Here is a 20265-nt window from a genome sequence, read left to right as displayed (position 1 = left end):
ACCGCAAGGGCTTCAACTATCCAATTTTGCCGGTTTCGATCAATTGCTACGGCAGGCACGTCATCTGCCAGAAGGGAGGATTGCCATCCTTCGAGAAGGAATTGAGCGAGGCGGATCTCGATCCGCCGGCGCCGACCCCTGCGCGCCTGTTCGATCTGGGAGCGGCGACGGCGCGTATTCTTTCGGAATCGAAATACCGTGTCGCGATCGTCGCGTCATCGAGCTGGTCGCATGCCTTCCTGACCAAGAAGAACTACTTTCTTTGGCCGGACATCAAGGCGGACCGTTCGCTCTACGAAACAATGGCGCGCGGGGACTATGCCTCCTGGCGCGGCTATCCCAACGCAGCGATCGAGGATTGCGGGCAGCAGGAAGTTCTTAACTGGTTCTGCCTCGTTGGCGCGATGAACGAACTGGGCCGTGGGAAGCCGGATGTCACCGGCTTTGTCGAAACCTGGATCTTCAACTCGACCAAAGCATTCCTGGTTTCGAAACCCTGAGGGGGCTGTAGCGCTGACCGCGCGCGCTCTTCCGGGCTAGACTCGATCTCGTTCAGATTGAACCGGATCGAGTCTAGATTTTGTCTGCTTTCCGTGATTTTCGAGCCGCAGATGATTCCATCTGCCTCGAAATCACTCCAGCGCGCGTGGCGGGCGCTTGGTACCTCTCTGCGATTTCCTTTTGAATGCGAAATCAGGAGTCATGCGCGGCCGTTCCTGAGGTGAGCGAACTATGTTCTGCGCACCGCTGCCGAAGGTCGTCGCCCTTCGCCCGGATGTATCACTGACCTTGAGGTTGGAGCTCACGGCGCGATGCGTGGTGGGCCGCAATTTTCCAATTCGCACCCAATCTGACCAGCACCCAGCTCATGCCGAAGCGCCAACTGATCGGGACGCCTTCAATCTCCATTCCGAAGTGAACTAGGCCACCGGCATTAATCACCGTCGGCGCGACGAACCTCGCTTCCTGCCAAACAAAATGGACAGACTTCAAGGAAGTAAGCGGGATGACCCGGAAATACTCCGCCACGCCGCTGAGGCCGAAATACATGTTGGGCAGTGACCCGAAAAAGATTGCGTCGTCCTTGTAGAGATTCACCAGCCCGCCGACATCTCCCGCGAGGCCGAGTCTTGCCCAGTCAGCGGCAAGGCTGCTGACAATCGTCTTCGGGTCTCCAGCGGTGTCGCCTGGAACGGATTCTTGCGGATCAACCATCTAGATTTCCTCGATCTTCGGCGGTCAAGGTTCCCGGTGCACGAAACCGCCGGGGAGTTCCGTTGCTCAAGGCTGAGGTCCGGAAATGGGGCCAGAATTCCCCGACGCCCGGTACTCTCCCGCCGCCGGCGTCAAAGGATAATGCTGATCTTACCGTGAGGCTGAAGACTGTTCATGCCAAGCAAGACGCGCTTCGACTGGATCTTCAGCTGCCCGCCGTCATCGACAAGCGTGTAGTGGGCGTGGCCGATATAAGTATCGGTGATATTGTTTTTCGAACGATAGGTGACGAAGCTGCAGGCAATCTGCGTGCCGCTTTCATCCGCACCTTCGACCCGGACGTTGCCGATCATTCGGACATGGGTTGAACGGGGCCATTCGGCGTGCGCTGTCGCCTTCAGCAGACGATCGACCCGGTGGCGGAGGCGTCTGTAATCGTCTGCGACGTAAAACAGCGCGCTGTCGGGAGTGGCAGCGCGAGCCTTGCCCATGGTGGGCACTTCATAGGTTGCACCTGGCGCGAACAACGCAAACCATTCTTCCAGCCGCCACTGATCAAGCAGTGCGGCTTCATGGTAAAGAAAATCCTCGTAATCCGCACGCGGACGCGACTGCGCAATGGCCATAACATTCCCCATGATCAGCACCCTCCCTGGATGCGACGGTTCCATTCACGCCAGAAGGTGCGCATTTGCGACTCGTCGTCGGCGCGGGGGGCGGCGCGGAGCATTCCTCGGGAAATATCATTCCATGGTGCGATTTTCGCCGCAGCGTAGCCGCGCTGCGCGGATTCCAACGCTTCCACGTCGTCGGGTGTGGCAAAGCCGCCCGGCCCGAGGAACTCGAGAAAATTGTTGAGTCGGCGGTGCCGCGCTTCCGGATCCTCTCCTACCGGCGCGAGCGCCCAGGAACGGACCAACATAAGGTCGGGCTGGACCGGATAGAAAGTTCGAACGGTGATCGCCATGATGTCGTTGATCACGAGGTTTGGAAAAAAACCGGCATTCCTGTCGCGGTCCGCAATTCTTAACGCACGCTCGGGTCCCACGCGTTCGTTCAGTTCGGCCACCATTGCTGCTTCCTGCGACTTGCCCGTCTCTCCCCATGTGGGGATTGAACGGGCGACCGGACGTCCCCAAGGTGCCCTGGCTTCCGTGAAAGAGTGGCCCTGTGGAAAATTGTGGGCCCGGTTGATCTCCTGCAGGGTCTTGATGTCAGACAGGATATCCGGGCCCAGCTCTGAGATCAGGTAATCGAAATACGTCTCGTGCGTCTCGGCGGCGTGGAAGCCGTCAAAGCTATTCTCGAGCAGCAACTTCCAGTTTGCCCGTATTGAATATTCGTGCGCGCCGCCAACGATCTCCATGCCATTCGGCGAATGGTCGGATACGATATCCAGGACGTCAACCGCGCCACCGAGAAAGTCGAGCAGCGGTTCGGCGCCGGCGTCGTAATTAATGAAGTAGAACCCCCGATGGGATTCCAGCCGGGGCACCCTCGGCAGATCGACGTCGCCCGCGCAATTAAAAGAATCAGGATAGGTTTCAGGGGGGGATTTGGTTGCAAACTTCCCGTTGTTGTTGAACGCCCAGCCGTGATAGAAACATTTGAAGCTGATCGCGTTTCCGGTTGGTTCGCGAACCACCTGGGCACCGCGATGGGGGCAGGTATTGAGGAATGCCTGAAATTCGCCCTTGCGATTGCGATTGAATATGAGCTCGCGCCCACCGACACTGCGGGTCAGGAAATCATTTGGGTTCAGCAGTTCCGACTCGTGGCCAAGATATAGCCAAGCGCGGTCGAATATGCGTTCCCGCTCCAGTTCCAGAACCTCCTGGCTGGTAAACGCGCTCCTGTTCACCTTGAACACACCCGCAACTGGATCGTCGATTATCCAATTGCTGGCCTGCCCAGGATTCGACCCCGTCGACATATTCCTCTCCAATCCTTACTGTTGCGAGATTCCCCGCTATCGCGAACCCGCCGGAGCAGACCGGTCCTGCAGTCTCCTGACCTGGACTTAGAACAACTGTTCTCAGTAATGACATCCAGAGCCTTTCGTCAATCCCTTAGCTATGCCCGCCGCTCAGGGTTCGATAATCAATTCGCGCGGAAGGGGCAGCCAAACTCGCTGCTTCGGCGATGGGTGTATGCGGGCCTGTTGCTCGGGTCATGTCATCGCGCAGGCGGGATTTTGCACGAAATATCAAATAGATGATTTAGATGAGCTGACGGGCATCGCGCGTGAATCGTCTTGCGCCCCTATGAGGAATAGGATCCCCGGGTTTCGCACAAAGGGCTGAAAAATAACGGAAGGCCGGCAGTTCCAGCGCGCGGAAAAAACCGCTTGCCATTTGGTCGACCTCACAGGAAGCTAGAGCAGAACAAAACAGGTGATTTGGTCGGAGGCGGCGATCTGAAAGGTTCGCAGGACTGGCGACAATGATCGAGGCGATTCGGATTCTCGGCATCCTTACAATCTAGTCCGTCTTGACATACGACCCTGCAATTCGTCCCTTCCAGGGACGTGAGCGAACGGTGTGGGGGCGGACAATGTCGTCCACAGGCTGAACCAAGGCCAAGGGGCTGCAATGGAAGACTTTCTGCTTTACGAAAAAAGCGGCGGCATCGTCACGTTGACGATGAACCGTCCCGAGACGCGCAACGCCCTCTCGACGTCGGAGATCTGCTCCGAGTTTGTGGACCGGTTAAGGGCCATTGAATGCGACCCGTCGGTCAATGTCGTAATCCTGACTGGCGCTGGCCCCGCGTTCTGCGCCGGTGGTGATATCAAGAAGATGCGCGATCGTTCGGGGTTCGCGCCGATGAAAACGATCATCGACACCCGCGACAGTTATCGCAGAACGATCCACCAAGTCGCCAAGGTGTTAAACGCCGTCGAGGTGCCGATGATTGCGGCCGTCAACGGCCCCGCGATCGGGGCCGGTTTGGACTTGGCCTGCATGTGCGACATGCGGATTGCAGCCAAGTCTGCGAAGTTTGCGGAATCCTTCATCAAGGTGGGAATAATCCCCGGCGATGGCGGCGCGTGGTTCCTCCCGCGAGTCATCGGAATTTCCAAAGCGAGCGAACTAGCATTCACCGGCGATACGATTGATGCCGAGGAGGCTGAACGGATCGGCCTTGTTTCGCGGGTGGTTGAAGATAGCGAACTCATGAACGCAGCGCGTGAACTGGCATCGCGTATCGACGCGAATCCCGGCCGGACCCTGCGGATCACGAAGCGCCTCATTCGCGACAGCAGCCAGCTGTCCCTTGAGCACCACCTTGAAATGGCTGGCGCGTTCCAGTCCATCGTTCATGAAACCGAGGATCATCGAGAGGCCCTGGATGCTGTGCTCCAGAAGCGGAAACCATCCTTCAAAAACGTATGACACCGCAAAGAAAGGCTCTGCCGCCTGCCGCCTGGCGCATGGCCTCCGGCACTACGGAAGTGATCCGGCCCAAGCTGGTCGACCTTTGTGAAGCGATTTGTGAAAGGGCAGGGAAGCGTGAGGTGAGTGCCGTAAGCGAGGGCCTAGCTCAACGACGAATTTCGCAGGTCAGGATGGGACATGGTTGATCAACGCGACTCGATGCGGCTGAAACAGTTAACCCAGCATTTGGGTCGGGACTTCGTCTCCCCGTGGGTAATCGTAGATCAGTCGCGGATCGGCGCATTTGCCGATTGCACCGAGGATCATTCCCCAATCCACGTAGATCCGCAGGCCGCGGCTGCGCTGACCGGAACCGCCCGAACCGTCGCACATGGCATGCTGTCGCTTTCGCTGCTTAGCGGCTTGTCGACCGCCTTCCTCGATCTGATCGAAAAACAATCGTGCCTAAACTATGGGTTCGACAAGGTTCGTTTCCTTGCCACTATATCCGAGGGCAGTCGCGTACGCGGGGTCTTCCGCCTTGCCGAAGCAGTCGAGCGCAAAGCAGGGAAATGGCGGATTCGAATTGAATCGACGCTCGACGTGGAAGGGACGAAACAGCCCGCCGTCTTCGCGGATTGGCTGCTGCAGATGGAAGATCTAGCGGAGAACCTCGCTGATTAGCCAGCGGCGCGCAAGCCACTGCCTATGATGGGTAATAGTACAATTGCTTTGTTGTTCCTTCCGTGAAAGCCATATTGGGAGCAGGGTTATGAAGTTGGAAGGTAGAGTAGCGCTTGTCACGGGGACCAGTCCAAATATCGGGGGTGGTATCGTTGAGGCACTTGCCGGTGCCGGCGCGGCAATCGTCGCGGTTGATGCACGCAGCGAAAATGCGAACTGTTGCGCTGCAGCGATCAAGGCGGCTGGGGGCCGCGCGATCGGCATCACTTGTGACGTAACTGATGAGGACGCGGTCCGCGCGGCGGTTGAACAGGCTGTGGCAGAGTTCGGACAAATCGATATCCTGGTAAACAACGCCGCCTTCTTCAACCAGAAGTCGATTGCAGACATGCCATTCAAGGAATGGCGCGCGCAGAACTCGGTCATCCTTGACGGTGCGTTTCTCTTCACGAAATACGTGACCGCAGTCATGATGCCGCGCCGTACCGGCGTCGTCATCAACGTGATCTCCACAGCGGGTCATCAAGGCCAGCCCGGCAATATTGCCTACACCACTGCTAAGGCGGGCATGCTGAATTTCACGCACGGCGCGGCGATGGAGCTTGCCGCACACGGCATCCGCGTGGTCAGCTTGACGCCGACCGCTACGGAGGTGGACGAGATGGCGGAGCGCGCGAAGCGATGGAAGATGGATCTGGGCCCGCAGCCAGACTATTCGGAGCTTACTGCGCGCTTCGCCAGCCGGATACCGATGCAACGTCTGCCCAAGCCGAGCGACTACGGAGCTGCGGCGGTATTTCTCGCTTCTGACGATGCCGCAATGATTACCGGAACTGACCTACGCGTCGATGGCGGCGCGGTCGCCCGGTACTGGGCGTGGGATCCGTCCGATCGCTAGCACTGGCATTCTCGCTCCCTCGCCCCGGTCGCGGCACGCTACGGCCGGGGCAATTCTTTTTCGCAAGACTGCAGCAGCGGCCCAAGGTGCAATCACGCAACCGGTTCGCTTTGCTGTCCACCCTGCTAGCTGTTTGAAGACTCCCATTTGCCGCACAGACGAAAGTTGATTTGAGGTCTATTAGGTCACTTGTTTCATATGCGGGATTGCGACACACTCTGTGCTGACTGAGTCCATGATAGACCCGACCGAGAAGAGGATGTCCGAAATGGAAGCGCTGTCCACGACACAGGGACCAGGCGAATATGCCTCGTTCTGCCGAATCTGCACCGCTAGCTGTGGCACGCGCCTGACGGTAGATGACCTAGGTCATATCACCCGTGTTGTGGGCGACGACCAGAATGAGCTGTCCTCTGGCTATGCTTGTTTCAAGGGGCTTCAGTCAGGCCATGCGCACCGGGATCCGCAACGCATTCTGCGTCCGCTGAAGCGCCAGCCAGATGGCAGTTTCAGCGAGATTCCGATCGAGCAAGCTCTTGACGAGATCGCGGCTCGGCTTGGCGAGCTGAAGGAGGAATCCGGCCCCAATTCGATCGCGCTTTTCGCCGGCAACGGTTCGATGATGATTCAGACGGCAGTCGGTATGAACCGCCATTTCATGCACGCAATCGGATCGGAGCAATATTTCACGACGATCACCATCGATCAGTCGGGCAAGATGGTCGCAGCAGGGCGGACCGGCAGCTGGGCGGCTGGTCCGCTCGACCTTGTCGACATGGATGTGTTGATGTTGTTCGGGGTGAACCCGTTTATCGCTCACTCGACTATGTCAGTGCTCGGGGTCGATCCCGTAAAGCGGTTGAAGCGTGCGAGGCAGCGCGGGATGAAGCTGATCGTCGTGGATCCGCGTCGTACCGAGACCGCCGCGCACGCCGATCTTGCGTTCCAACCCTATCCAGGCGAGGACGCAGCAATCGCGGCTGGACTGATCCGCCTGATCCTCGATGAGGGATGGCACGATGCCGAGTTTTGTGATCAATATGTCGGTGCGGAGCGATTGGCCGCGCTGCGCGATGCGGTCGATCCATTCACGCCGGAAGTGACGGAAGCGCGATCGGGGCTGGAGCCGGGAGCGCTTCGGATGATCGCTGAAATGTTCGCACGCGACAACCGCCGCGGTCATGTGATGACCGGCACCGGTCCGAATATGTCGCAATATTCGAACCTTGCTGTTCATATGGTTCAGCTGCTCAACGTCATCTGCGGACGATTCCCCCGCGCCGGCCAGACAATCACCTCGGTAGACATGCTGAATCCAGCCAAGGAAGTATATGCCGAAGTCATCCCCGCAATGCGACCGTGGGAGAAGCATCCCCCCAGCCGTATCCGTGGCGCCAGCAACTTTTTCGGCGAGCGTGTCTCGGGAACGCTGACGGACGAGATTCTGACGCCAGGACCGGACAAGATCCGCGCGCTGATTGTCGATGGTGCCAACCCGATGACGTCTTTGCCTGATCGCGACAAGGCCCATGACGCCTTTCGCTCGCTCGACCTGCTCGTCGTCATCGATACGTGGCATACGCCGACGACACAGCTTGCCGATTATATCCTGCCCGCCAAGCTGCAATATGAGCGGTCAGACATGTCGCCCTCCCATCCTGCGCTCAAATTTTACCCCGGTGCGTGGGCGCAGTTCACCCCTGCGATCGTGCCAACTCCGGAGGGCGCCGAGGTCGTGGACGACTGGTACGTGTTCTGGGCTTTGGCCAAGCGGATGGGCGTGACGATCAATTTTGCCGGTAAGCGCCCCTTGGATGGCAACGAGCCGCCGACCACCGAGCATCTGATCGAAATCCTGCTGGAGAACAGCCAGACCTCCCTCAACGAGCTGCGCACTTACCAACACGGTCGGCAGTTTCCGATGAAGGAGGGCTTCGTCAAGCCGCCCCGTCCCGGACATGATGCGAAGTTCGACGTGATGCCGGCCGACGTGCTTGACGAATTGCACCGCTATCAAAACGAGCCAGTCGCGCAGCATCGCGCAGGACCCGGCAGCGATTTTACGCATCTTCTGTCTTCGCGGCGCCTGCGCGACCTCTACAACAGCTACGGCATCCTGATGCCGACGGTGAGGAAGCGCAACAAATACAATCCGGCCTATCTCAACAGCGAGGATCTGGCGGAGCTAGGATTTGAGCCTGGCCAACTGGTCGAGATCATTTCTGCTCATGGGCGCACCAGGGCGATCGTCGAACGCGACAATACGATGCGGCGCGGCGTCGTTGCGCTCAGCCAGGGCTGGGGCGGCGTGCCCGGAAAAGAGGACATCATGGTCGACGGCAGCTGCGTCAACGCGCTGATCGACACTGACAAGCATTTCGAGAGCATCAACGCGATGCCCCACATGACGTCGGTGCCGGTCCGTTTTGAACCAGTCGCAGTGAACGAGGCTGCCGTAGCGTGATGCGCCCAGCGCGCCAGCGACAAGGCCGCCGCGCTGCTATTCGCCAACTCTGAAGACGGCTCAACCGTCCGGGTCGACCACGACGCGCCCATCGGCGAACACACACGTGTCGCGTGCCGGCACCCGTGCTTCCATGCGCGCGGCGTTCCCGTCCCGCCAGAATGACAACCGGATCGTTTCGCCCGGAAAAACCGGCGCGCTGAAGCGGCCGGAGATTCCGCGAAGGCGGCCTCCCTCGCTACACAGTGATTTTTCGGCAAAGGCGGCGCAAACCCCGTATGTCGCGACGCCGTGCAGAATCGGTTGCGGAAACCCGGCTCGGGCGGCCGCTTCGGGGACCATGTGAAGCGGGTTGTGATCACCGGTCAGGGCGAACATCTGGGCAGCCTGGGGGGACGTCGGTCCGTCGATAACCAGGTCGGCCTCCAGCTCCGCAATGCTCAGCTTTCCCTGGCGGAATAGCGCTGCTCAATGACGAGCGGTGCCATTCCCATCAACGATTCGTAGTCCTTCATCATCCTTCTCGCCAGCTAAGGCCGAGCGCGACTGAGCCCGCCGTCGACGGGGAGGAGGATGCCGGTCACGTAAGCGCCTGCCATGGAGCACAAATAGACGCAGCTGGCGGCGATGTCGTCCGGTTTGCCCAGGCGGCCGAGCGGAACGATCTCCGCCATTTCATCCATGTGCGCCTTGGGGATCGCGGATGTCATTCGCGTGGAAAAATACCCTGGGGCAACCGCGTTCACGGTAATGTTCGACGCCGCCAGTTCCGCAGCGAGCATCCGGGTCAGATGATGCAGGGCAGCCTTGCTCGCGCTGTATGAAAAAGTCGGCCGTAAGGGCAGGGCGTGGCCAGCGAACGAGCCGAGGTTCACGATCCGGGCGGGGTCATCGGAAGTTGCAGCCCCTCGCAACAGCGGCAGCAATTCCCGGATTAAGGTGAACGGTGTCTGGACGTTGATCGACATGAGATCGGGCCAGCTCTGATCCGGCAGAGTTTCGATCTGCCCGCCTGCGCTCTTCCCGGCGTTGTTGATTAATATGTGCAATGGTTCGCCGCTCGCCTTGACGTGATCGGCGAGCGCAACGGCGCCTTCGACAGTCGACAGGTCGGCGGAAAGTCCGGTGCAAGGGCCAAGTGCGGCGAGACCTTCCGCTGCTTGCCTGCTGACTTCTGCCTTTCGCGAGGTAATCGTGACATGCGCGCCTCGCCGCAGAAACTCCTGAGCGATCATGTGCCCGAGGCCCTGGGCGCCGCCCGTAATAAGCACCCGCTTGCCAGTGAGCGCGAACAAATCGGTCATCTCGATCCTCCCATTTTTCTCCGGATCCAAAGCAGATCGCCGAGGGATCAAGTCATGCTATGAACCCGCCAGCCGACAGTTAGTTCGGTTGTTCTGGCTGCCAGCGCAGGGCCACGTCGTCAAGGCGATCCAGCACCTGCATGCGCAATGGAGCAGCATTGAAAATGCGCCATAAATCTTCAGCTGACCGGGCAGGCGAGCCCATCTTCCGGATCTCCAGCAACTCGGAAACAACTCGCCAAAAATGCGGCCTATCGTGCGAACAGCCGGGGTGCCCCGTTCGGTGCCCATGGGCAAAGACGCGGGCCGAACGATGGATCGCGTCCCAAGCAGTGGTGCACCTGGGGTCTGAGTGGTCACCGAGATTTTCGGATAGATCTGGGTTGCGAAGCAGCGCCATGTGCGCCGCAGCGGATTTAACACATGCTCGGTATGTTGAGACAGTGCCCCCGCATCGCGCGCCTGCAATCTAATTCGCTTGTTTCGACGAAGACTGATACATAGCCTTTGCGGCAGCAGCTAGTCTTGGATCGCTGGATCGCTTTGAGGTAAAGCACCACGGCCTGGGAAGAGCCGCGCCGTACGTAGCCAAGTTAGTCGCGAAATAAAAAGTGCGACAGCATGTTAAGCGGAGGGGATCATGAACATAAGACTCGGATTGGTTAGTCTTCACGTATTGGCGTTCTCGACGATTGCAACGTCTGCATTTGCAGAGACAGCAGCCGACGGTTTGGAGGCAAGAAGGGAGAATAATGCGTCCGCCAAAGCTCAGCAGGATCAGTCGGGCACCGGTGACATAATCGTTACCGCACGTCGGCGTAACGAGACGTCGCTGGAAGCGCCTGTGGTTCTCAGCGCTTTTTCCGGCGAGCAGCTTTCCCGGTTGAACGTGCAGAACATTACCGACATCGGCAAGCTTACCCCTCAGCTAGCCCTGGGGACTGCCAACGGGGCCTATGGCGGCGTTGTCGGGCTTCGCGGTGTTTCCAGCCCCACGTCCAATGCCGGCTCAGAAGGCGCCGTCACCGTCAATATCGATGGTGTTCCGATCAGTTTCGGCGCGATCCTTCGCCTCTCGGCGCTCGACCTCGGTCAGGTGGAAATCCTCAAGGGTCCGCAGGCCCTGTTCTTCGGGAAGAACGCCAGCGGCGGCATCATTTCCATTCGCACCTCTGAACCCACCAGCGACTTCAGGGCGCAGATCAGTGGAGGCTACGAATTCAACGCGCGCCAAGGGGACGCCGACGGATATGTTTCCGGTCCTCTCAGCAGCACGGTCACGGCGCGGATTGCGGGGCACTTCTCGCGGCAGCGAGGCTACTTCAGGAATACGGCGGCCGATCCGGCATTCAAATATTCTCCGGGGACCGACGAGGAGGCGGGGCGTCTCAGCCTGAACTGGCAGCCTGACAGTCAATTGACGGTGAAGCTCCGTGGCACCGTCCACCATGTGCGGGAAGCGGGCGGCTATGGCGTCAACCAGAAGTTCGCATGCGCCACTCCTGGTGTTCCAAAGGGCGGAGGCGTGGTGGCCGGTTACACGGATTGCGTCGCAGATAACAAGCTTGCGCTAGGCCGTATACCTTCCGCCACGATCCGAACCGTAACCGGCAACCCTGCGTGGAATTCGGATAAGAATTATTACAGGGCGACCCAGTACCTTCTGTCCGGAGAGATCGAATATATAGTAAACGATGATATCACTCTTAATTCGATCACTGGAAATTATGGAATAAAACAGCGTAATAATGACTCGACTACGCAGGGCGGTAAATTTTATATCGGCGACAACGGACGTTTTTCCAAGCACACGTTCAGCGAAGAGCTTCGGGTCTCCTACCAGAATCCGAATGTACCGATCAATTTGATGATCGGCGGGTTCTTCCAAGACGATCACCTCACCTTCGACCAACAGGTCGTGATCAACGTCGGCACGCAGGCCGCCCCGGTAATCGTCAAGCTATCGGAGCCATGGTCTTTCCCCATCGACGCCAAGACATATTCTGCCTTCGGCCAGGTGGGTTGGGATATCACCGAGGCATTCAGCCTTTCGGCGGGCGTACGATATTCCGAAGATCAGAAGCACTTGGATCTTGTTCCGCCTGTCGGTCTGCCGAACAAGGTGGCAAGGCCGAACCGTAAATTCACGAACTGGTCCCCGGAGCTCACTCTGGCCTATAAGCCGAGCTCAGACTTCAACCTGTTCGGGTCTTACAAGCAGGGTTTCAAAGCCGGTGCTTTCAACATCAACGCGACGACGTTCGATCCGCTGGCGAAGAATCCCGCCATCATCGCGTTCGACCCAAGCTACAAACCCGAGACGGCCGCCGGTTTCGAGATCGGTTTGAAAACCTTGCTGCTCGATCGCCAGCTTCGCCTGAACCTGGCAGCCTACAGCTATCTCTACAAGAATCTTCAGCTCAGCCGTGTTGACCCGGACACCAAGGCGCTCGCGATCCTCAACGCCTCGTCTGCCCGCGTTAAAGGCATCGAGGGTGATTTCTCCTTCTCGCCCCGTAGCATTGCCGGGCTGACCTTGACGGGAGCAGCCGCCTATAACTCCGCTCGCTATGCTTCGAGCTTCTTTGGGCCGTGCTATACTGGGCAGACTCCTGCCGCGGGCTGCTTGCCTCAAGTCATAAATGGGACGTCGGTGTTCACCCAGCAGTTCTTGGGACGCCGTCTGCCGCGCGCGCCGGAATTCAGCGGGAGCGTGGGCATGACCTATGAGACGCCGGTCAGCGACCAATGGATGGCGACGTTCACTGCAAACGGGGTCTATACGTCAAGCCAGTTCATCTCCCAGGAGTTGAGTCCGCTTGGCAAGTCCCCCAGCCGGTTCCTGCTGGATACGGGCCTGTCTTTTGGCACGACGTCCAAGAGCATGGAATTTGCGATCATCGGTCGCAACCTGACCAATAAGCACTTCGGGGTCACCGGTTTCGGGTCCTTCGGTAGTGGCGGCGGTACCGGTACCGCAGGCGGGTTCCTTTCCGACTACGAAGGACCTGTTTCACGCGGTCGCGAAATCTGGCTGAAGGTGACGCTGAGGCCGTCTGAATTCTGATTAAAGTCGATTGTTCTAACCCCGCATCGTCGATGCGGGGTTTTTTTTAGCTGCGGCACGCAGATGTCCTGATCAAGCTTCTGATCCTGATTTTCATCTGAGCATGCATTCGGCATTTCTCGTGATTTTTAAGTAGTTGTGACCAATTTCTAAGATGGTGGCGTCCGCATTGTTGGAAAGCGGGCTTGCTATATTGGATCGATGGCTGGAAAATTTTGAAAGACGATGCGCCGTGCACGAGCCGGGACAGCCTGGGGATGCTGGGTCAAAAGAGAGGTCGGCCTATGGTGCAAGGAAAGACTGCGTTGGTGTAACCCGATCTAGCTTGTCCGCTTTGGCCGGCGCTTGCTTTGTGGATTGGCATTGGCAGCAGGTGGTATCCCCGCTTCGATCAATGCTGTTGCGGTTTCGACGAGATTCAGCTGCGGATCGGTCTGTGTCCATACATCGCTGCGCCGGCGGCTCGCTCGCCATCCCTCACGGGCTGCCTCGACCGAGAGGACGTACCAGGCGAAGAAAACCAGTCGCTGGCGCAAAACCGGTTCGGGAATGTGTTGGCAAAGACTGCTTATCAGCTGGAGTAACCGCCGGTACACAAGGAAATTCATCCGATCCAAGTATGTTGACACCTCTTTACGCCGGACGAACAGCACGGCTGCGAGAAATCGGTTCGCTGTCGGTGAGGGATCTGTGTAGGTCTCGGGGCGTGGTCCGCGAACAATGATATCGACAACCTCACGAACGCTGGACGGACCGCCCTTTCGATCCAGCTCGGATATATGTTCGAACCACACGACGCTCAAATCGTGGAAGATCTCGTTGATCAGTTCGAGGACAAGTCCTTCCTTCGACTTGAAATAATAGTTGAGCGAGCCACCGTTCTTCGCGCCTGCCGCGGCCACAATCTCGCGCACCGTCACTGCTTCTAAGCCACGCTCTGCAAACAGCCGTCGTGCAGCGACCTTTATGTTTTTCCGAGTGTCCGTACGGCCGTCGTACCGTTCAAGATCAGCTTTTTTGGAGCGAGGCATCTTCGTTTGGGCCTATCGATTAACGCGAGATGGATCATTGCAGGCGTTGATCCGCGGGGAGGCGGATAGCCACGGTCGGGGGGGAATGGAATAAAAAAAGCCGGTTCCGCCACATATTGTTTCCAGCTGAAACGCGACAGCATCGCTTGCTCCCGACTCAAGGTCAAGCTGTGGCCCTGCGGCTGATCCGCGGCATCGTGGATTAAAACGATGATCTAATCCGAATTCCTTACAGCGATCGGATCCCGCCCCCGTCCACTCCCAGCATCGAACCGGTGATGTAAGCCGCGTGACGGCGCACCCTCCGCCAGCAGCGCGCGCGCTGGCGGCTCCTGGACTCGATCCCGCCGTGCTCGCTTGGCGGCGATTCCCAGATCCATGAAAGGTTCGTTTCGGGATGAGCATGTCAGCAGGTCGCGTTGCGACAACCTCCGGGGACCGGCCCACGGTCCGGCTCCCGAACCCCCCGACTAGATTCGTCGTGTTGAGTTGTAAGCATGTGCGATGTTCGCGAAGATAGTGCCAGCGTTCTCCGATACGACATCATGCGCATCGCCGGCGACAACGACCGTAGCACCTGACTTCTCGGCTGCCTCAAGAATGGCGCGATCTGATTTCCGCTCGCTGGCGAAAACCACCGAATCAATCTGACCCAACGTCACCGGACCATCAGCGGTCTGCAAAATGATGCCGCTCTCATCGCTCAGCATGACATCATGCACGTTCTTGATCCGCTTCACATGTTTGGCATTCTGCCGATTCAGCAGATACCAGCGGTCATGCGCAGCGAGCTTGCGTCCGAAATGCCCACCGAACTCGCTGACCGTCACTCTTGCGCCGCGTTCGGCGAGATAGTCGGCAATCACCATGCCGTTCTGGTCTCCCCCCACCACCAGGACAGACTTGCCCGCCGGCATGTCGCTCTCGACGAGATCGTCCAGCAGTATCATGTCGATCGTTTCGCTGTTCATCACGAGATCAATCATGTTCTGCGGAACCGATGGCTGGCTACCCGTTGCGACGACGATGACGTCGGGCCTCAGGTCGGTGATCATTGCGGCGTCAACCTCGGTCGAGAGACGGACCTGGACGCCGAGCGAATCGAGTTGCCGCTCATACCAGAAAAGGATGTCGCCGATTTCCCGGCGACCCGGCATTTCGCGCGCAAGCAACATCTGGCCGCCAAGGCGAACGCGGCGTTCGAACAGCGTGACGTGGTGTCCTGAGAAAGCCGTCATACGGGCAGCCTCCATACCGGCGAGGCCGCCGCCCACGACGACGACGGTCTTGGGTTGCCCGCTTGAAGCGTCCTCCACGTCGACGCATTCCAGTTCGCGTCCCATTCGCGGGTTCACGACGCAGCACGCATCCCCGCCACCCGGATGCCGATGGAGGTGCTCGTCGATGCATCCGCGGCAATCCGCGAGGCACGGCCTGATCTCTTGCAGCGCTCCGCGCCGGACCTTCCCGAAGAAATCGGGGTCTGCAATCGTGCTGCGGCCGAAACAGACAAAGTCAGCCTTGCCTTCGGCTATCAGGTCGCGCGCCATGAGGGGGTTCTTGATGCGGCCAATTGTGCCGATCGGCACCGTAGCAAAGGGGCGGACGGCTGCAGCAAGGTCCGAGTAGCAGCCCTGGGGCTCGTACATGGGCGGGATCGTGAGCTGGGGGGTGCCAACAAGTCCAGCGGTGATTGTAATGTAATCAACCCCCGCCTCCTCCGCGAGGGGTGCCAGCCGGCAGCTATCCTCGATCGTCCAGCCCTGGTCGCCCAGAAAGTCGCTGCCGTTATACTTCAGACCCACCGCAATATCGTCGCCGATCGCCTTGCGGACTGCGCGGATGACGCGCAGCAGCATCCGGGTCCGGTTTTCAAAGCTGCCGCCATATTCGTCCTCGCGGCGGTTGAACAAAGGGGTCAGAAAGTTGCTGAGCAGATAGCCATGCCCTGCATGAATCTCGACGAAATCGAGCCCGGCTTCGGCGCATCGCCGAGCGGCCGCCGCAAAATAGCCTATCATTTCCTCGATTTGCTCGACGGTCATCGCCTGGTTCGGTGAGCCAAGGCGCCGAGACGTGGCGTCGCCCATCGCGGTCCGGACGTTCGACGAAAGGCCAGAGGGCGACATCAGGGCATCAGGGCTTGTCCCCTCTGTGCCGCCGCCGTTCCAGAGCTGGATGCCAAGTTTGGTGCCGTACTGGTGAACTGATTCGGCCAGCTTGCCAAGTGATGGGATGACAGCGTCATTGAACAGCTCCAAGCTGTGGGGGTTCCTGGCACTGACGGGTGCGACCCGCGTCGCGCCAATCGCGATCAGACCCGGTCCGCCGCGCGCACGTTCGAGCAAGTAGGCCGCCATCTGCGGATGGATCGCGCCATTTTCGTCAATCTTGTTGCCGGCGGACATCCCTGCCATCATCATCCGGTTTGTGACGGTGATGCGACCGACCTTCATGGGCTGGAGCAGGGCTGAGAGATCCTCGCCAACTACGGTGCCTGCGGCGACCATATTGCTCACTTCCTCTCTGTCATTGCCGTCGCTACCCATTGGGCCTGGCTGGTATCGGTTCGCCGGGGATGCTCCGGCGGCTCGTTTTTCAATTAGCATTTAAAGCATATGAACTAGTGTCGTCGCAAGGGGCGATGCTTTCTTGACTGCGTTCCAGGCCTGACAGGTCGCAACATCCCTTGCCGCATGGCTGCAGCGCGTCACAGGCGAGGGATCGGGGCAAATGTAACCGGCTGTCCGGGATCTGTGCGGCGCGCACCGGGTGCGGAGCGCGTTGCGCTGCCCAGCCGGCGCGGAGCATGTTGCGCTGCCTAACCGGACAGGCGGTCACGTTTCGACTTGACACCACGAATCTTCCGACGGATAGAACGCATGCTTTATACGTTACATCCAGTTGTGGGCCAGCAGACCTGCGGGTCTGCTAGAGTGCCACTGCCACGGAGACGGAGTGGCAAGGCGCCGGGCAGAAACGTCCGGGTACTAAATTATGGAGAGCGAATATGGACTTCAATCTTCCCGCCGACGATGATCCGCGTCGCCTCGAAGTGCGTGAGTGGCTCGAAGCGCGCCCTAACGTGACATATGAAGAGTTGGCCGAGAAGGGTTATGCCGTTCCCCACTGGCCGGCGCCGTGGGGCCTATCGGCGGATCCAGAAACGCAGCTGATCATCGAACAGGAGATCAAGCGCGCCGGGATCGTTCATCCTCAAATCGTCAATCCTATCGGCGTGAACCAGTGCGGCCAATCGCTGCTGACCTACGGTACCGAGGAAATGCGGCAGAAGTTCCTGCCGGCCGCACTCGCCTGCCGCGAACTCTGGTGCATGCTGTTTTCAGAGCCGTCCGGTGGATCGGACCTCGGCGCCCTGCGCACGTCGGCGCGGCGCGAGGGCGATCATTACATCATCAACGGCCAGAAGATCTGGACCTCGAACGCACATATTTCGCGGCTAGGCGTTCTGATCGCTCGCACTGATCCGACGCTGCCCAAGCACCGCGGCCTGACCATTTTCCTCGTCGACATGCAGACGCCTGGGGTCGAGGTTCGACCGATCCTCGATATGTCCGGTCATGCCACCGAATTCAACGAAGTGTTCCTGACCGACGTTCGCGTGCCTGTTGGCAACCGACTCGGCGAGGAAGGCCAAGGGTGGCAGATTGTTCTCGAACAGTTGCAGACAGAGCGGATGAGCATGGTGAAGCCGGGCGCGGTCTGGGGCCAGGGTCCGACMGCGCGCGAGCTTGTTTATGGTCTGATCGAGACCGGCAAGATCAACGATCCACTCATCCGGGATGAAGCCGCGAAGATCTACGTCGAAGGCGAACTGCTCCGCCTGCTCAGCGACCGCAACCTCAGCAACCGGATCAATGGCAAGCCTCCAGGCCTTGAGGCGAACCTCGGCAAGATGATCGCCTCGCCGCACGGCCAGCACCTCTCCGATCTTGCCAAACGGACAGAAGGCATCGCGGGGATGGTGCGAGACGATAACGAACTACCGCTGCCGAAGCAGGACTATGGTATGTTCGCTACGTGGGATTATTGCTACTGGTTCGGCCCGGCGGGCACGATCGGCATCGGCACGACGGAAATCCTCAGGAATACAGTCGCGGAGCGCATCCTTGGCTTGCCGCGCGACATCGATCCGTCGGCGAAGTTGCCGTTCAGTGACATCGGCCGCCCGCAGCTGGCGGCCTGAAACATCCATCGCGCCGATGTCCGCGGCTCTGCAAGCGGCAGGACATCGGCCCTCGATCAGGGATACCCTATCCGATGAATTTCACCCTCAGCGAAGAGCATCTCGCTCTCAGGGATAATGCGCGCGCTTTCCTCTCGAAGGAGGTCAAGCTCAACCCTTACCTGAAACCGGAGGCGAACGAGAAGCCTGTCGAGCGTGACGGCCTCTGGCGCGAAATCCAGAAGCTCGGCTGGGCCGGCATCGTCATTCCGGAGGCCTATGGCGGGCTGGGCATGAGCTACATCGACCTGGTCATGATCGTCGGCGAARCGGGCCGCACCCTCGCGCCGTCCGCTCTGTTCGGGACTTTGGCGGGGGCCTGGGCCGTCGAGCGTTGCGGCAGCGAGGAACAGAAGCAGGCGCTGCTGCCGCAGGTGGCCGCAGGCGAGCTGTCACTCGCGCTGGCGGTTGCGGATCCGAATGGCGACGTCAACGGTCTGTCGCGTGGCGCCGTCGCTTCGAAAGCTGGGGACGGCTGGGCGATCAACGGCGAAAAATCGTTCGTCGTCGAGGCGGCCGACGCAGACAAGATCGTGGTCGTGGCCGACGTCGATGGCGCGCCCGCATTCTTCATCGTGGATGCCAAGGCCCAGGGCCTGGCGATGGAGCGCCTCGACTGGCGCGACATCACCCGCCACGTAAGCCGCATTTCGTTCAAGGATGTGCTCGCCGAGCGGCTGCCTCAGGCCGATGGCGACAGCTGGTCCTGGATCCGCGACCGGCTCTACCTCGTGCTCGCTGCCGAAAGCGTTGGGGGTGCCGAACAGGTTCTCGATGACGCCGTGGCCTATGCCAAGGAGCGTGTCGCCTTTGGTCGGCCGATTGGCTCCTACCAGTCGATCAAACGTGATCTTGCCGAAGTGGCCGGCGGAAACGAGTGTGCCACGGCGGGTGTGCAATATGCCGCGTGGGCCTTGAGTGAGGAAACGCCCGACGCTAGCAAAGCAGCAGCCATTGCCCAGAGCTATGCCAGCGAGCAATATTGCGCTGCCACCGCCTGCAACATCCAGGTTTTCGGAGCGATCGGCTTCACGTGGGAGATGCGGAACCATCTCTATTATAAGAGGGCTCGCACCAACGCCGAGTTGCTGGGCACGCCTCGCGAGCAGCGTGAACAGATCGTTCGGATTCTGGAGAACGAGCACAGGCAGGTGGCCTGAACTTGCCGCAAAACGGAGGTATAATGGCTCGGGTGCGATTTGTTGATCCGGCAGGAAATGAAACTGACGTTTCCATCGATGACGGCGTGTCCGTCATGGAAGGGGCGATAAAGGCTGGAATTGACGGTATTGATGCAGATTGTGGCGGGCAGTTGTCCTGCGCCACTTGCCACGTCTATCTGGGCGATGCTTGGCTCGGGCGCGTCCCTGAGCCAAACGAAAGCGAGGATGCCTTGCTTGAATTCGCGGCCGGCCGTCAGCCGAATTCGCGCTTGAGTTGCCAGATCATTGTGCAACCCGACCTGGAGGGTCTGGAGATAAGGATTCCCGTCACCCAAGGTAGCTGACGGCCAGGAGCGGGTGTCCGATAGTCGCGCCGACGCCGTTGTCGGGCCGGCACTAGGGCCAAGCTTCATAGTCCGGCGCCAAGAGTGGGTTCAGCGCGGAGCGCACGTCGCCTGATTGAACGGTGTGCGCAACAATCTTCTTGGCGGTACGCAGCGGATGCTCAAGGACGGGCATTTTCAGTCCGGCGCGCAAAATCCCTGATTTTTGGAAAGGGTTGGTGCTATGAAGATACTCGTACCCGTCAAGCGGGTGATCGATTACAACGTGAAGCCGCGGGTCAAGATGGACGGCACCGGCGTCGACTTGGCCAACGTCAAGATGTCTATGAACCCGTTCGACGAGATCGCCGTCGAGGAAGCCATCCGCCTCAAGGAAAAGGGCGTCGCGACGGAAATCGTCGCCGTCTCGATCGGCGAGCAGAAGGCGCAGGAAACTCTGCGCACGGCGCTTGCCATGGGTGCGGACCGCGCG

General features: G+C 59.4%; 17 protein-coding genes. 10 read left to right on the top strand and 7 right to left on the bottom strand.

The window, feature by feature from the left end:
- A partial coding sequence (locus AC1DPF_RS17990) for a DODA-type extradiol aromatic ring-opening family dioxygenase (RefSeq protein ID WP_477962727.1) occupies positions 1-500 on the top strand: 500 nt, incomplete at its 5' end.
- A 280-nt stretch (positions 501-780) separates the two neighbouring features.
- Here AC1DPF_RS17990 and AC1DPF_RS17985 read toward each other — a convergent pair.
- The 3 genes from AC1DPF_RS17985 to AC1DPF_RS17975 form a co-directional block, all read right to left on the bottom strand.
- Positions 781-1215 carry a YybH family protein gene (locus AC1DPF_RS17985; RefSeq protein ID WP_477869193.1) on the bottom strand — a complete coding sequence of 145 codons (435 nt, stop codon included), beginning with the start codon at positions 1213-1215 and terminating at the stop codon, positions 781-783.
- A gap of 131 nt (positions 1216-1346) precedes the next feature.
- A complete protein-coding gene (locus AC1DPF_RS17980) occupies positions 1347-1841 on the bottom strand; it encodes an aromatic-ring-hydroxylating dioxygenase subunit beta (RefSeq protein ID WP_477962725.1) in 495 nt (164 codons plus the stop codon).
- A 14-nt stretch (positions 1842-1855) separates the two neighbouring features.
- Positions 1856-3148, bottom strand: coding sequence for an aromatic ring-hydroxylating oxygenase subunit alpha (locus AC1DPF_RS17975; protein WP_477962723.1), 1293 nt, complete (start codon positions 3146-3148; stop codon positions 1856-1858).
- Between the two features lie 658 nt (positions 3149-3806).
- Between AC1DPF_RS17975 and AC1DPF_RS17970 the strand changes: the two genes are divergently transcribed.
- From AC1DPF_RS17970 to AC1DPF_RS17955, 4 genes are all read left to right on the top strand, one after another.
- Positions 3807-4610, top strand: coding sequence for a crotonase/enoyl-CoA hydratase family protein (locus tag AC1DPF_RS17970; protein ID WP_477869199.1), 804 nt, complete (start codon positions 3807-3809; stop codon positions 4608-4610).
- A 180-nt stretch (positions 4611-4790) separates the two neighbouring features.
- Complete coding sequence (locus AC1DPF_RS17965; RefSeq protein ID WP_477962721.1) at positions 4791-5276, top strand: MaoC/PaaZ C-terminal domain-containing protein; 486 nt, start codon at positions 4791-4793, stop codon at positions 5274-5276.
- Positions 5277-5364: 88 nt separating this feature from the next.
- On the top strand, positions 5365-6174 hold the full coding sequence (locus AC1DPF_RS17960) for an SDR family NAD(P)-dependent oxidoreductase (RefSeq protein WP_477869203.1): 810 nt from the start codon (positions 5365-5367) through the stop codon (positions 6172-6174).
- Between the two features lie 235 nt (positions 6175-6409).
- Positions 6410-8638, top strand: a complete 2229-nt coding sequence (locus tag AC1DPF_RS17955; protein ID WP_477962719.1) for a molybdopterin-containing oxidoreductase family protein — start codon at positions 6410-6412, stop codon at positions 8636-8638.
- Positions 8639-8698: 60 nt separating this feature from the next.
- Here AC1DPF_RS17955 and AC1DPF_RS17950 read toward each other — a convergent pair whose 3' ends face one another.
- Together AC1DPF_RS17950 and AC1DPF_RS17945 are read right to left on the bottom strand one after the other, a co-directional pair.
- Positions 8699-9049: a MaoC/PaaZ C-terminal domain-containing protein gene (locus AC1DPF_RS17950; protein ID WP_477962729.1), complete on the bottom strand. Its 351-nt coding sequence runs from the start codon at positions 9047-9049 to the stop codon at positions 8699-8701.
- 119 nt (positions 9050-9168) lie between these two features.
- Positions 9169-9942, bottom strand: coding sequence for an SDR family oxidoreductase (locus AC1DPF_RS17945; RefSeq protein WP_477869207.1), 774 nt, complete (start codon positions 9940-9942; stop codon positions 9169-9171).
- Positions 9943-10582: 640 nt separating this feature from the next.
- Here AC1DPF_RS17945 and AC1DPF_RS17940 point away from each other — a divergent pair.
- Positions 10583-13009, top strand: coding sequence for a TonB-dependent receptor (locus AC1DPF_RS17940; protein WP_477869209.1), 2427 nt, complete (start codon positions 10583-10585; stop codon positions 13007-13009).
- Positions 13010-13329: 320 nt separating this feature from the next.
- Here AC1DPF_RS17940 and AC1DPF_RS17935 read toward each other — a convergent pair whose 3' ends face one another.
- Both AC1DPF_RS17935 and AC1DPF_RS17930 read right to left on the bottom strand, forming a co-directional pair.
- Positions 13330-14040, bottom strand: a complete 711-nt coding sequence (locus tag AC1DPF_RS17935; protein WP_477869211.1) for a TetR/AcrR family transcriptional regulator — start codon at positions 14038-14040, stop codon at positions 13330-13332.
- Between the two features lie 470 nt (positions 14041-14510).
- A complete protein-coding gene (locus AC1DPF_RS17930; RefSeq protein ID WP_477962717.1) occupies positions 14511-16589 on the bottom strand; it encodes an oxidoreductase in 2079 nt (692 codons plus the stop codon).
- 461 nt (positions 16590-17050) lie between these two features.
- Here AC1DPF_RS17930 and AC1DPF_RS17925 point away from each other — a divergent pair, with 461 nt between their 5' ends.
- The 4 genes from AC1DPF_RS17925 to AC1DPF_RS17910 form a co-directional block, all read left to right on the top strand.
- Positions 17051-18247, top strand: a complete 1197-nt coding sequence (locus AC1DPF_RS17925; RefSeq protein WP_477962715.1) for an acyl-CoA dehydrogenase family protein — start codon at positions 17051-17053, stop codon at positions 18245-18247.
- A gap of 74 nt (positions 18248-18321) precedes the next feature.
- The gene (locus tag AC1DPF_RS17920; protein ID WP_477962713.1) at positions 18322-19446 is read left to right on the top strand and encodes an acyl-CoA dehydrogenase family protein; all 1125 of its coding nucleotides are present in this window, start codon (positions 18322-18324) and stop codon (positions 19444-19446) included.
- 23 nt (positions 19447-19469) lie between these two features.
- Positions 19470-19793 (top strand): 2Fe-2S iron-sulfur cluster-binding protein, encoded by a 324-nt coding sequence (locus AC1DPF_RS17915; RefSeq protein WP_477869219.1) that lies wholly within the window; start codon positions 19470-19472, stop codon positions 19791-19793.
- 223 nt (positions 19794-20016) lie between these two features.
- Positions 20017-20265 (top strand): electron transfer flavoprotein subunit beta/FixA family protein (locus AC1DPF_RS17910; protein ID WP_477962584.1); only part of this gene is annotated, 249 nt, incomplete at its 3' end.

It is taken from the genome of Rhizorhabdus sp. P4_G6 (assembly GCF_056401045.1).
The sequence above is the reverse complement of the archived record's forward strand: the minus strand, read 5'-3'. Positions and strand labels throughout refer to the sequence as shown.

Excerpts from the sequence above, each read along its gene's own strand:
- AC1DPF_RS17985 (WP_477869193.1), bottom strand. The coding sequence starts at position 1,215 with ATGGTTGATCCGCAAGAATCCGTTCCAGGCGACACCGCTGGAGACCCG.
- AC1DPF_RS17980 (WP_477962725.1), bottom strand. The coding sequence starts at position 1,841 with ATGGCCATTGCGCAGTCGCGTCCGCGTGCGGATTACGAGGATTTTCTT.
- AC1DPF_RS17975 (WP_477962723.1), bottom strand. The coding sequence starts at position 3,148 with ATGTCGACGGGGTCGAATCCTGGGCAGGCCAGCAATTGGATAATCGAC.
- AC1DPF_RS17970 (WP_477869199.1), top strand. The coding sequence starts at position 3,807 with ATGGAAGACTTTCTGCTTTACGAAAAAAGCGGCGGCATCGTCACGTTG.
- AC1DPF_RS17965 (WP_477962721.1), top strand. The coding sequence starts at position 4,791 with ATGGTTGATCAACGCGACTCGATGCGGCTGAAACAGTTAACCCAGCAT.
- AC1DPF_RS17960 (WP_477869203.1), top strand. The coding sequence starts at position 5,365 with ATGAAGTTGGAAGGTAGAGTAGCGCTTGTCACGGGGACCAGTCCAAAT.
- AC1DPF_RS17955 (WP_477962719.1), top strand. The coding sequence starts at position 6,410 with ATGATAGACCCGACCGAGAAGAGGATGTCCGAAATGGAAGCGCTGTCC.
- AC1DPF_RS17945 (WP_477869207.1), bottom strand. The coding sequence starts at position 9,942 with ATGACCGATTTGTTCGCGCTCACTGGCAAGCGGGTGCTTATTACGGGC.
- AC1DPF_RS17940 (WP_477869209.1), top strand. The coding sequence starts at position 10,583 with ATGAACATAAGACTCGGATTGGTTAGTCTTCACGTATTGGCGTTCTCG.
- AC1DPF_RS17935 (WP_477869211.1), bottom strand. The coding sequence starts at position 14,040 with ATGCCTCGCTCCAAAAAAGCTGATCTTGAACGGTACGACGGCCGTACG.
- AC1DPF_RS17930 (WP_477962717.1), bottom strand. The coding sequence starts at position 16,589 with ATGGGTAGCGACGGCAATGACAGAGAGGAAGTGAGCAATATGGTCGCC.
- AC1DPF_RS17915 (WP_477869219.1), top strand. The coding sequence starts at position 19,470 with ATGGCTCGGGTGCGATTTGTTGATCCGGCAGGAAATGAAACTGACGTT.